This is a genomic window from Coleofasciculaceae cyanobacterium, from assembly GCA_036703275.1.
Lineage (GTDB): Bacteria > Cyanobacteriota > Cyanobacteriia > Cyanobacteriales > Xenococcaceae > Waterburya.
In genome coordinates this window covers 108,296-121,221 of record DATNPK010000070.1, presented here as the reverse complement: position 1 = coordinate 121,221, position 12,926 = coordinate 108,296, and the positions used below count along the sequence as shown (strand labels likewise).

Annotated in this window: 12 protein-coding genes; 2 read left to right on the top strand and 10 right to left on the bottom strand. The window is 38.8% G+C overall.

Annotation, left to right across the window (positions count from 1 at the left end):
• Window positions 1–16 precede the first annotated feature (16 nt).
• A complete protein-coding gene (locus tag V6C71_13100; protein ID HEY9769409.1) occupies window positions 17–1,207 on the bottom strand; it encodes an LL-diaminopimelate aminotransferase in 1,191 nt (396 codons plus the stop codon).
• A 907-nt stretch (window positions 1,208–2,114) separates the two neighbouring features.
• Here V6C71_13100 and V6C71_13095 point away from each other — a divergent pair.
• Entirely contained in the window at window positions 2,115–2,918 is an 804-nt protein-coding gene (locus tag V6C71_13095) for an MOSC N-terminal beta barrel domain-containing protein (protein HEY9769408.1), read from the top strand.
• 159 nt (window positions 2,919–3,077) lie between these two features.
• On the opposite strand, the gene V6C71_13090 is transcribed toward V6C71_13095, so the two are convergent.
• From V6C71_13090 to V6C71_13050, 9 genes are all read right to left on the bottom strand, one after another.
• The gene (locus V6C71_13090) at window positions 3,078–3,329 is read right to left on the bottom strand and encodes a hypothetical protein (protein ID HEY9769407.1); all 252 of its coding nucleotides are present in this window, start codon (window positions 3,327–3,329) and stop codon (window positions 3,078–3,080) included.
• Window positions 3,330–3,689: 360 nt separating this feature from the next.
• Window positions 3,690–5,246 carry a metallophosphoesterase gene (locus tag V6C71_13085; protein ID HEY9769406.1) on the bottom strand — a complete coding sequence of 519 codons (1,557 nt, stop codon included), beginning with the start codon at window positions 5,244–5,246 and terminating at the stop codon, window positions 3,690–3,692.
• A 125-nt stretch (window positions 5,247–5,371) separates the two neighbouring features.
• The gene (locus tag V6C71_13080) at window positions 5,372–5,641 is read right to left on the bottom strand and encodes a hypothetical protein (protein ID HEY9769405.1); all 270 of its coding nucleotides are present in this window, start codon (window positions 5,639–5,641) and stop codon (window positions 5,372–5,374) included.
• Between the two features lie 86 nt (window positions 5,642–5,727).
• Window positions 5,728–6,204 carry a TspO/MBR family protein gene (locus V6C71_13075; protein HEY9769404.1) on the bottom strand — a complete coding sequence of 159 codons (477 nt, stop codon included), beginning with the start codon at window positions 6,202–6,204 and terminating at the stop codon, window positions 5,728–5,730.
• Between the two features lie 129 nt (window positions 6,205–6,333).
• Window positions 6,334–6,666 carry a hypothetical protein gene (locus tag V6C71_13070; protein HEY9769403.1) on the bottom strand — a complete coding sequence of 111 codons (333 nt, stop codon included), beginning with the start codon at window positions 6,664–6,666 and terminating at the stop codon, window positions 6,334–6,336.
• Window positions 6,667–6,825: 159 nt separating this feature from the next.
• On the bottom strand, window positions 6,826–7,245 hold the full coding sequence (locus V6C71_13065; protein HEY9769402.1) for a DoxX family protein: 420 nt from the start codon (window positions 7,243–7,245) through the stop codon (window positions 6,826–6,828).
• Window positions 7,246–7,328: 83 nt separating this feature from the next.
• Window positions 7,329–8,579: an NAD(P)/FAD-dependent oxidoreductase gene (locus V6C71_13060; protein HEY9769401.1), complete on the bottom strand. Its 1,251-nt coding sequence runs from the start codon at window positions 8,577–8,579 to the stop codon at window positions 7,329–7,331.
• Between the two features lie 426 nt (window positions 8,580–9,005).
• Window positions 9,006–9,650, bottom strand: coding sequence for a superoxide dismutase (locus V6C71_13055; GenBank protein ID HEY9769400.1), 645 nt, complete (start codon window positions 9,648–9,650; stop codon window positions 9,006–9,008).
• Window positions 9,651–10,476: 826 nt separating this feature from the next.
• A complete protein-coding gene (locus V6C71_13050) occupies window positions 10,477–10,839 on the bottom strand; it encodes an STAS domain-containing protein (GenBank protein ID HEY9769399.1) in 363 nt (120 codons plus the stop codon).
• Window positions 10,840–11,239: 400 nt separating this feature from the next.
• Between V6C71_13050 and V6C71_13045 the strand changes: the two genes are divergently transcribed.
• Window positions 11,240–12,925 (top strand): NAD(P)/FAD-dependent oxidoreductase, encoded by a 1,686-nt coding sequence (locus V6C71_13045; protein ID HEY9769398.1) that lies wholly within the window; start codon window positions 11,240–11,242, stop codon window positions 12,923–12,925.
• The last annotated feature ends 1 nt before the right edge of the window (window position 12,926 follow it).

Below are 12,926 nucleotides of genomic sequence, written 5' to 3'. Positions count from 1 at the left end.
TAGTCATCAGTAATTACTAATTATTAACTAAAAATCGTTGAATTTTGCAGGCTGCTTGGCTTAGGGTTTGGGGATCTTTGACTAAGGCAAAGCGAACATATCCTTCTCCAGATTTGCCAAATCCTGCACCAGGAGAAGCAGCGACGCCAGTTTGAGCTACTAGTTTTGTACAAAAATCAACCGAGCTATTTTGCCAGGGTTCGGGAAGTTTTGCCCAAATATACATTGTGGCTGGGGGTGAAGGTACTTGCCACCCAATTTTATTAAGAGCTTGAACAAAAACATCTCGGCGATGCCTAAAAGTATTAACGGTTTCGATAACCGATTCTTGTGAACCAGACAAAGCTGCGATCGCACCATCTAAAATGCCCCGATATTGATTAAAATCGACTACGGCTTTGATTTGTCTTAAAGCTTGGATTAAAGAGCTATTGCCGATGGCATAACCGATGCGAAAACCACCCATATTATAAGATTTAGATAGAGTGAAAAATTCAATGCTGAGTTTTTTTTGAGGATCGGCTTGAAGAATTGAAGAAGCCAGATTACGGTTAGTGTCTGCATTGTCATTAAACACTAGATCTATATAAGGAAAATCATGAACCAGAACTAGATTGTGCTGCTGGCAAAAGTTTACCGCCTGCTCAAAGAAAGTTAAAGGCGCGATCGCTGTGGTGGGGTTATGAGGATAGCTTAGCACCATCATTTTAGACTTAGCTAAAACAGCAGCAGGAATATCTTCAAATACGGGCAAGAAATTATTTTGGGCTAACAGAGGCATGGGATAAATTGCTCCTCCTGCGAGATAAACCCCTCCTGCATGAGAAGGATAACCAGGATCTAATAGTAAAGCTGTCTCGCCAGGGTTAAGTATTGCCAGAGGTAAATGAGCCGTACCTTCTTGAGAACCAATTAGCTGTAACACTTCAGTTTCAGGATCTACGGGAATGCCAAATCTACTGGTATACCAGTTGGCTACGGCAACACGAAAATCTTTGGTTCCAGCATGAAGTAAATAACCGTGGGTGTTAGGATCTTGTAAAGCAATTTCTATTGTCTTGATGGTTGGCTTAGCTACAGGTAGATCTGATGAACCCAAAGATAGGTCGATAATTTCTTGACCTAATTTTTTCGCCTGAGTTTTGGCTCGATCCATGTCGGCAAATACATTGTGATCTAGATTTTGTAACCGTTTGGCAAACTGCATTTAATTTTCAAAATTTTTTATCGACATACACGAAAATCCGATTCGCCTGTCGGAAACTTATTGATTCTGCTTTTCCTGATGTTCTGGCTTCTCATCCATATTCTATCTATATTCAAGCTGCTCATGATGCTGGATTTCTTCTAACTGGATTTACCGATGGTACTTTTCGTCCAGATCAAGTATTGACTAGAGAATAAGCGAGCCTAAGTTTTCAAAATCTTGGTCAAGCCAAGAAAAAAACTCTACCCGAATGGACAGAGCAATCCGAAAGCTAGGCGCAAGCCTAATCGCTAAACTTAGTTTTCTGTGGTGAATGTTAATTAACTGACGTTAATCGAAAAATTTAAGTTTGTTTTAGCTAAAACAAACTTAATATTAACCAATATTGGCTCAATATATTATGCTGTATAGATTTAAAATTTTTTATCTTTACAGTTTGTCGCAAATGCCTAAATTTACACTCAATACCGCCTAATTTAGGCTAAAAAATTGCTATTATTATAACGGAAATATATTTTTATAAGTAAAAACGTGCATTATTTGGCTAATAATGCACTAATAGGAGTATAGTTTAAACTAATAGCCAAGCTTGGCGGCTGGCAATTTTTAAGTTTACGATTATATTATAGTCTTGAGGATGTTATCTGGCTGGTAACATCCTTTTTTATTAATTATATTGAGCGAGATTTTTTTGTCTTCCGTATAATTACTACAGATCTTTTAGTTCAAGCTTTTTTAAAGCACAAATTATATATTGACTTAATAATGGCAAATTTGGATAAATATAGAGTAAAGATTATGTGAAGATAACATGAAGCGAATTGGCTCTACGTATTTTGTCAACTTGAGTTTGTCTGTGGTTGATAACTTTATAGTTAACTGATTAAAAATTATTAATTCCATTGATATGACCAGTGAAATTATGCCTCGCGTTTGTCAAATATTGATTTATCCAATTAAATCTTTAGATGGAGTCGGCTGCGATCGCGTAACTATTTTAGAATCAGGCGCAATAAAGGGCGATCGCACTTGGGCAATTTTCGCTCAAGACGGCAATTTTGTTAATGGCAAGCGCAATCAAAAGATCCACGCTTTGCGATCGCAATTTGATTTAGAAGCTGAAACCCTTTTCCTACAGATACAGGGACAAGATAAACTAGCGAAATTTAATTTAATCGAAGATCGAGAAGCATTGTCTAATTGGCTGAGCGAATACTTTGGTTTTGCTGTTGAAATGAGACAGAATCTAAATCTGGGGTTTCCTGATGATACGGTTTCGCCTGGAGCAACTATCGTCAGTACTGCAACTTTATCGGCGATCGCCAATTGGTATCCAGAGTTAAACACGGCAGATATTCGTCGGCGTTTTCGTGCCAATATTGAGATTGATGGTGTACCTGCTTTCTGGGAAGATCGATTGTTCACCACTTCAAAACAAACGGTCAAATTTAAAGTTGGTGACGTAGAATTTATGGGAGTTAATCCCTGTCAACGCTGTATTGTTGTCACTCGCGATCCGCAAACAGGAAATGCTTATCCTAAGTTCCAAAAAACCTTTATCGAGCAAAGAAAAAAAACTCTGCCCGAATGGACAGAGCGATCGCGTTTTAATCACTTTTTTCGATTAGCTGTGAATACCAGGTTGTCTCCCACTGAGGCTGGAAAGGTAATCGAGATTGGTGACAAAGTAATAATTAATTCACCAATCTAGTTGTTGTAAGGGCGAATTGCCCTTATTTAAGATTGAGAAAGCAGTTAAATTGTCTTATCGATCATGGTTAATCTATGATAGCCAAGGTAATTTTTAAAATATAGATTGAACTTAGTTAATCAATAATCGCTGCTCTTGGTTAGATTAATTAGATTAATTCTATGTACTACTGAGCATTTGTACCAACTCTCTTAAATTTGCTAAAGCAGCCTCTAAAGATTCATCTCTAGCTGTTTCATAGGATTCAAGTAAAATTTCAACTCTTTGCCAATCTTGTTCCGTCTTACTACTTTTAACATTGATATCCCAAAAAATATTCGTCAATTCCCTGGTTCGTGCCACTTGTTCTAGATGATCGATAGCATCAATAATCAAGGACCACAATCGTTCTCTATCATGATAATTTGTCACAGTATTTTGCCTCCATACTGGCGTGTTCAGTTAGGTGGAATTGTCCGCTCAAAAGTGTTGGTAGCACTTTAATAGTCACTCTGGTAGTTGCTCGTAGTTAATTACTTTTTACTTGCCGCTCAGAGTCAGGACGCTTACCACCCTAATTGCTGCTATGCCTAGACATTCGAGATACTTGTACTGCTATGCTTAAGATATCTAAGATACTTCATTAGTTTGTCACATTTATGAAGTTGGCTTATTGTAACAGATTCAGTCAGCTCGATGTTTAGATTAATAGAATTGTTGTGAGGACTTTTATCAAGTAAGAAAGCGATCGCTTCTGTAGAATAAGAGAATTAATCTAGAGACGTTAACACTTTAAATAGTAAAAGGGTCGAGCGTATATTCCTGCCATTCTTTTTTATGCCATGCGGCTACATAGGGATTGATAGTGAAATTAGGCTTATTGCCAGCCTTGACATCTATGCGTAAAAAAGAATAGGGTAATTTACGGTTTTTGCCTTTACCTTGACGACCAACATACAAATAAGACTCACCGATAGGTTCAGAATCGAGTTCATCATCTTGAAATAAAACTGTTCCTTCTTGGCGTTGACGACGCAAACTGTGACCACTGCCACCACAGACAATCCAGTCAATGTGCGAGTCTGCAAATCCTGTATTTTTCGTATGAAGATGTTCTAAGCAGTGTGCGTGACCAGATAAAACGAGATCTACGATTGAGCGTCCTTGAGGTAACGCACCGATTTCTTGAGCTGCATCATCAAATACTCGACGCAGGCGATCGCGAACCGCCAAAGTCTGTCCCTGATTCCACTTAGTAGCTTCGGTGACGTAAGGAGGATGGTGAAAAAATACAATTCTGCCTCTAACTGTCTCGTCTTGCCAAGATGCGATCAGGCTATCTTTAAACCAATTTAATTGTTGCCAGTCTGTGGTATGTTGTTCTTGGTTTAATTGCTTTTCAATATCTCGCTGACTTTCAGCAATATGCTCTAATCTGGCCTCATAGTCATCTATTTTCTCTGCATCGTCAGAATTATTCGGATTAAGCCGATCGAGCGCAGTCTGAATTCGCTGTTCTTGTTCTTCAAGTTTAATTTTACGGGTCAATAATTTAGCTCTTCTGCTTTCTCCTTCTGCGGTATCAGGTATGATTACGGGTTGGTTGAAGGTATTAGAATCCAAGGCAAAAAAATCGATGCCACCATAGCGGAAAGTATAGTAACGATTGGGCAAACGAGTAAATTTTCCTGGTCGATAATGTAAACAGCGATCGCCTGTATGTTCTGCGGTATAGTTATGGTCTAAATGTCGGTTCAAATTTGATTGATTTTTCAGCTCAATCAAATAATCCAAAAATGCCCTAGCATAAGCATCACCTCGATCTGAACCGTGCCAACCTACATCCAAATTGATTCTGCCTCGCAACAATCGCCGCGGCAACCAGGTAGCCTGTGCCAACACGCCATATATCAAAGGTAAATCGTAGTAGTCATGATTGCCAGGAACAGGAAAAAAAGGAGATTTAAAAATCAGGCGACTGTATTCAAGCTGCTTGGGTTTTTCTCCCCCAACTAAAAATTCTCGATAAGGCTCAATAAAATTTTTTTGATAATATTCCTTAGAGCCTACATTATAGACGACATCCCCAGTATGGATTACGAAGCGAGATGACTCTTGTTGTAACATCATTTCGGCAATCTTTCGCTGCGGATGCTGTTTAAGATGCGATCCACAGCCACTATCACCGATTACCAAAAAAGAAAAATCAGGGTTATCTGTATCCTCACCATCAATTACTAGTTTAGTTTGAGCGATCGCCCTTTCTTTGATTGCTGATTCTTGCCAACGCACTCGGCGCTTCATTTGGTCTATTTTGACCAGTATAGGCGGATCTGAAACGAATTTCATCTAATTCAATCTTTGATAGTAATTACTTAATTCCTGACTTATCTTCATCATAATTCAGCAAATTTTCTTGGTATAGAATATTGGGCTAAATTTCTAGCATATTTTTAAATCTGGATGACTATCAGCTAGTCCCTAAAAGACTGCAAAACTCGTATCGGAGTTACTTCAACTCTCAGATCTATCGGCTTACCAATTTCTTGGGCAATCAAATTCTTATCACGGTCAATTTTCGCTTGGGAAATAGACTCAATTGATGCAGTCAGTTCTATTCTTACTTCTAGATAACCCTGTCGGGGCGTGACTTTAATTGATTGAATCTTACTTTCAGGAGAAGTCTTTATTTGGCTATCAACTAATTCTAATATTTGATAGCCTACATTTTCGGAGATAATCAACTCCTAAAATATCGAGGATTGTAAGTTAATAAAATTGTCATGGCGGTTACAGATAAAAATGCTCGATCTTAACTAAAATTAGAAAATCAAGCATCTAGCGGATTTAGCTTCATCATTTGCCATGTAACTAAAGTTCCAATCGGACTCCAAAGCAAATAGGGAACTAATAGCCAAAAAGCCGTGTTAGATATTGATATAACTATCACCGCCAAAATTGCTCCCAAAAAAAAGCCAGTTCCGCCAATAACTGTTCCAACCTTAAGGCTGCGAGTTTTACACATCACCACGGTGTACAAGGATATTGCCGTTTCTACGACTACATAAAAACCCATTAATAACCAGGTTGAGGTTGTATCAGGATTAGCCGACCAAACATTGTAAGCTGACCAAGCACCGCAGATAAAAATAACTGTCCAAATTATGGGTATTGCCCATTCAAAGGTTAACCAATTGGGACGACGCAATCGTTTAAACCAGCGAAAATCTTCGCTAGAAATAAAGCGGTTACAGATCAAGGGAATAACCAGGGTAACAATCCCAATTGCCAGCCAAGAAGGAATCATAATAATTAGTTTTTAAGTGAGAAACAATTTAAAATTGATATTTTAAGCCCAAAAAGCAAGATAAAAATAAACAGCATTTTATGATGCCGCATTTTGTTCCCAATTGGCTTCTCTCTTCAGGCATAAACCTTAATAATTGTAGATTTCAGCTTCGAGCAAATAATTGGTTGCATCTCCTCTATTACCCCAGCGTCTGTTTTCTTCGAGCAACTGAACATTTGCATCATCAGTAGAGTCGGAGATGCTATATTCTCCCAAATCGTTGAATCTGTTTTGAACAGAATTTGTTTCGTCTTCACTGGAAAAACTCCAATTCATATCTTCTCCTACCTTAATGTCTTCCAAAAAAATCTCTTCTGAAGTATCAGTTTGAGCATTAAGAGGCAGAATAAAAAGACTAGCAGCTATAATTCCTAAGGCGATCGCACCCAGACTCATTGTAGTTTTCTTAGTAGTCAACATATCAGTAGTTTGATATTTATATTTGTTAGCTTAGTTAACTATAAGTTTAATGAGCATTGCTTTATTTGCGCTTCCCCAATCAGAATGATATCTACATCTATCGTTCGATATAGATTTGCTAGTAGTCAAGTAATATAGTAATTACCGTACCCTAATCGTTCAAGCCGTAAAGTTAGACTTTTCTTCACTAACTCTACGGTTTCTTGTAGTGGTATCGTCAATACTCAAAGCTCCTGCCCCTGCGTAGATCACCATTAATAAACCCCCAATCAGACCAATGTTTTTCAAAAAATCATTAATTTGACTAGGATCGCCTAGAGGATTATGAAACGCTAAAGTAGCAGGAATTAAAAATAAAATTAACAGTATTGAGCCAATTTTTACCTTGTATCCTAACAATAAAGAAAGACCACCTAAAATTTGAAAGGCAATAGTAAAGATCAGCAAGACATAGGGAATGGGTAAGCCCATACCTGCCATCATTTCTACCGTACCGCTGTAGCCCAAAATATGACTAATTCCTGCTTTGAGAAAAATTAGACATAGACAAACACGGGCAGCTAAAGGGAGATATTTCATGGTTTGGTTTGTAGTTAAATTTAAATATAAGTAATGATTAAAAGCACGAGGAAAGGATTGTCTTGCCCTATAAAACAAACAGTTTACCGATGATTAAATAGCTGTCGCATATCTCGTTCTCTGGTTAGATAGTCACGTAACCAACTGCCCAGAATAACCGAGCGATTGGCAATACCTGGCAAATAATAAAGATGTATTGCCAACCACAGCAACCAAGCAGCAAAGCCTTGTAGAGGAATTTTGCCAAACAGATAAGCAACACCGCTGTTACGGGCAATGATTGCGGCTTTTCCTTTATTAAAATAGTTAAAAGGTTTAGGTGGCAATCCTCGTAACTGTCTTGTCAGATTTTGAGCGACTGTTGTTCCCTGCTGTAATGCCTCTGGAGCAATGCCCAATAGAGGTTCACCATCTTGTTTAACCAGGGCAACATCTCCTACTGCATACACCTGTGGATAGTTGGGTAACTGTAGTGTAGATTCGACGCTAATTTTAGCTTTGCTAGCGGTGGGTAATTCAGCTTCTGCTTCAGGATGATCTGCTTCTACTCCTGCTGTCCAAATAATTGCTGCTGTTTCTAAAAGCTCACCATTATTGAGTTTAATTGCTCCTGGTAAGACTTCATTTACTCGCGATCGCAAATGCACTCTGACTCCCCGACGACGCAGTTGTCTAGAGGTATAGTTGCCTAAATGTTCTGGATAATCTTGGAGTAGCGTTGCTCCCGAATGAATTAAAATTACTCTTACTTCTTGAGGATTAATTTTAGGGTAATCTTTGGCTAAGGTAGCTTTGACTAATTCTTGAATTGAACCTGCCAATTCTACCCCTGTCGCCCCGCCACCAATAATAGCAATAGTTAATAGTTGAATTCTTCTGGCTCGATCCTGACAAATCGTCGCCCGTTCAAAATTATTAATCAGGCGATCGTGTATATTAACTGCATCTGCTAATGCTCTCATGGGTAAAGCATACTGCTCTGCGCCATCCACGCCTAAAAATTGAGTCTTGCTACCCGTTGCCAAGACAAGATAGTCATAGGTTAAATTCATCGCCTCAGTTTGAACAACTTTGGCCGCAAAATCTATTTTTTGCACTTCTCCTTTGATAAAGCGAGCATTAGCTATCGAACGCAGAGATTTTCTAATTGGATAAGTAACTGTTTCTGGAGCAACAAAGCCAGTTGCTACCTGGTAAAGTAGGGGGATAAAAGTATGATAGTTGTTTCGGTCGATTAATATAATGTCAGCATTTACTTTAGCCAACTTTTGAATCGCTCTCAACCCGGCGAAACCAGCACCGATAACAATTATTTTGGCTCTTTTATACGACACTTTTATGGCTGGCAGTTGATTTATTAGTGAGCTTGGTTTTAGTGAGGATAACTGTTATCAACTTTAAATAATTCTGTCTTCGGTTATATTTATACTTAAGCGACTAAATTAAATTACGGTATTAAATTTAATTATCTTGCCTCATTTTCGGCAACTGTTTGGCAACTATTTTAGCTAGAAAAAGTACAAGTTTTAATTAAAGGCATTGGCGATTAATTTAGGTCAAGTTGTTTAATATTGAGCGATCGCATCTCTTCCTGGAGTTGGAAGAGATGATATCAAAAGATCCGCCATGTGGATGTAGTTTATTTAACTGTCGCAGCTAATCAATGGTTTGAGCAATGCAAACGTGGCGAAATCATTATCGATGTTGCCACTATTTGTTTTAGCAGCAACAATAAATGTGATTAGAATGTGATGAGAAAATTACAGTGAGCGATTAGTTTGCATCTGTAATGAAGCTTGCGCTCTTCGATTTACCTCATCCCAATTGACCACATCCCACCAACTACTCAAATAATCTGTACGGCGATTTTGGTATCTAAGGTAATAAGCGTGTTCCCAAACGTCATTGCCCATAATCGGATAAAGACCTTCGGTGATTGGATTGTCTTGATTCGCAGTGCTGGTGATTTGCAGTTGACCTTGAGGGTTGCGTACTAACCAAACCCAACCACTACCAAAGCGATCGCCACCCGCTTGCTTAAATTGTTCTTGAAACTCTGGAAAACCGCCAAAAGTTTCGTTAATTTCTTGGGCAATTTCTCCCGTTGGTTCTCCACCCCCGTCAGGACTCATAATTTGCCAGAAAACTGTGTGGTTGAGATGTCCACCACCGTTGTTCTGTACCTTTGTCCGAATATCTTCTGGTACGCTATCTAGGTCGCGCAGCAAGGCTTCTACACTTTGGTTTTGTAAGTCAGGAGTCTGCTCTAATGCTTCGTTAAGTTTTTTAACATAGCTAGCATGGTGTTTATCGTGATGCAATTCCATCGTTTGAGCATCAATGGCTTGTTCTAGTGCGTTATAGGCATAAGGTAAAGGTGGTAATTCGGCTGGATAAGCATTCAGTTCCGAATCAGGCGAAGCTACGGGCAAAGATGAAATAGCGGTCGGTGTTGCTATAAGCTCTGAAGATTGAGCTGGTTGTATTGACTGACCACCAGAAAAGAATAAGATTATTAGCGTAATTCCTGTCATAAAAACGATAAATCGGCGAGCGTTTTTTTGCATAATTCCCTCGAAAAACTGAAAAATTTAAATAAGTAATTTTAATCACATTTTGCTTTCAAAACTTTGAAGTTAAACAAAATAGTATTACTCGCTTAAATTAAATTACTCTTGACAATGGCAAGCTCTAATTTAAAAATATTAAACGAATTTTATACTTGGCTCAATTATGAAGATTAAAAATGACCAAAAAATGACGCAGTAGGGCAATCATTCTCTTTGATGTTTTTAATCGACCTCTATAGTTATATAGTCATAAAATACGCGCTAACAGATAAAACTATCGATAGAGACATCGCGTTTGATCTTTTTGTTAATTTTGTAAATCAAAGATTAAAAGAATGATTATGGTTATCACAATGGCTTAAAATTCTATCATAAGAACGGGATGTGTTTGACTGGTAATAAATCACTAATTAATTTAATCCAACTACAGAAACATTAACACTGTTTTAAGCGTTCGCAATCTAGGCGAGCAAAAACTCGACCAAATGGATCGTGAGATGGGATTGCGTTCGATAATTTTAAATTGAGGGACGTTGCCGAGGTTTTTTCGACTCAGGAACGCTCTAGTAGAGTAGAAATTGACAACTATGACTAAGGAACAGAAATAGCCATATGACAGCAGCTAGAACAAGATATTAGCCAACCTGTATTAAATTAGTGATTACTGATTGCTAATTGTCTCGCTCGTGCTTGACAAGACTGATTGCTGTTTAAGTTGCTGAGTAAATTCTTGGCGATCGCTCAAAATAAGAAAATAATCATCCATACTAGTTAATTCAAACAGCATCTTTACTTGCTCGTTTAACGAACACAAAAACAGTTGCACGTCGGCGACCTTAAGCGTTTTAAGAGCTTTGACTAACGCTCCTAACCCCGAGCTATCCATAAATGTGACGTTGCAGAAATCGACCAAAATCGTATGTACTCCTTTTTCTACGCTTTGCTCGATCTGATGCTGAAAATCAGCTGTTTTAGTGCCGTCTAAAATACCCTCAGGTTCAATTATTTGAACTACAGAATTCATATAGAAAATAATTATTAAAATTATGAGTATACAATATGATAGCAAAGGAATTGTCATGTAACGACAAATTGCTCTTGAAGATAATGCACTATAATTTATCAATCAAAATTTTTCTTAATTACTTTAAATCTAAGGTAATAAAACAAGAGTAAAATTTAATAATTAGTTAACCATTGAACTAGGCGATAGTGCATCTATCTCAAGACATAAAGTATTGTTGAAGTCGCATTTTTTGCTCAATACTCATCAAATGATGATTAATATTCGTCAATGCTTTAAATTGTTATAGAGTGAGGAAATATTATTTTTGAACGAAATTTTTGAACTTAACGTGGCTTATTTTGCTATTCTCAACTTAGAATAATTCCGCTTAATTTCACAACAGGGAAGCATAAATTTAATGGAAGCGTATGATGCGATCGTTATTGGTGCTGGTCACAATGGACTGGTCTGTGCTGCATATCTATTGAATGCTGGTTATAGCGTTTTATTGTTAGAAAAGCGACCTGTTCCTGGTGGTGCGGCAACTACCGAAGAAGCCATCCCAGAAGAAGCTCCTGGTTTTAAGTTCAATCTCTGCGCCATTGACCACGAGTTTATTTTTCTCGGACCAATTATTGCCGAGTTACAGCTACAAAAGTACGGTTTAGAATACCTTACCTGTGATCCGCATACATTTTGTCCCCATCCAGACGGCAAGTATTTTCTGGCTCATCAATCATTAGCCAAGACAAGAGCGGCGATCGCTCGCTATAGTGAACGAGATGCCGATAAATATGTTGAGTTTATTACCTACTGGTCAAAATTAATGAGTGCGATCGCACCGTTTTTTAATGCTCCGCCTCAGTCTATTTTAGGTATTGCCAAGGGATATAAAGGAAAAAATCTAGCCGATCTTTTGGCGCTCGCTGGTTCTAAGGATAAGGCATTAAACTTTATCCGCACGATGATTACTGCCCCAGAAGACTTACTCAATGAATACTTTGATACGGAATTAGTCAAAGCTCCCCTTGCCCGATTGGCTGCTGAAATTGGCGCAGCTCCTTCCCAAAAAGGGATTACCGCAGGATTGATGATGTTAGCCATGCGCCACCACCCAGGTATGGCTCGACCCAAAGGAGGAACAGGTGCGTTGATCCAGGCGTTAGTTAAATTAGTCACGGCAAAGGGTGGCAAAATTTTAACCGAGCAAATGGTCAAAGAGGTAATTGTCGAAGATAATCGCGCTGTTGGGGTCAAAATAGTTGGGGGACAAGAATACCGCGCCAAGCGAGCCGTAATTTCCAATATTGATGTGCGCAGATTGTTTTTACAGTTAGTTGCTCCTGAGGCGATCGCTCCTAACCTGAGAGATAAAGTTGACCGTCGGATTACCAATAATAACGAAACCATTCTCAAAATTGACTGCGCCTTATCTGAACTACCGCGTTTTACTGCTTACGAAGCAGAAAACGAACATTTAAACGAACATTTAATCGGCACAATATTAATTGCTGACTCTGTAGCTCATGTAGAACAGGCACACTCTTTAGCCACTATGGGTCAAATTCCCGATGCCAACCCGTCAATGTATCTCGATATCCCCAGCGTACTAGATCCTACCCTTGCCCCAGAAGGCAAGCACACCCTCTGGATTGAATTTTTTGCCCCGTATCAGATCGCAGACAAAGCAGGGACGGGATTATATGGTACTGGCTGGACAGATGAGCTAAAAAATCAGACTGCTGATAACGTAATTAACAAGCTGGCAGAATATGCACCCAATATTAAAGATGCGATCATTGCCCGTCGGGTAGAAAGTCCCGCCGAATTAGGAGCAAGATTAGGCTCATACAAGGGTAACTACTATCATTTGGACATGACCTTGGATCAGATGATCTTTTTGCGCCCTCTGCCCGAAATAGCTAACTATACTACCCCGATTAAAAATCTTTATCTTACAGGAGCAGGGACTCATCCAGGAGGGTCGATTTCAGGAATGCCAGGTCGTAATTGCGCCCGTGTATTTTTCCAGCAGCAACAGCCTTTAGTTAAGGCACAGCAATCGCTCAATTCTGGATTGCGATCGCTTTTGGGCATTGATTGAA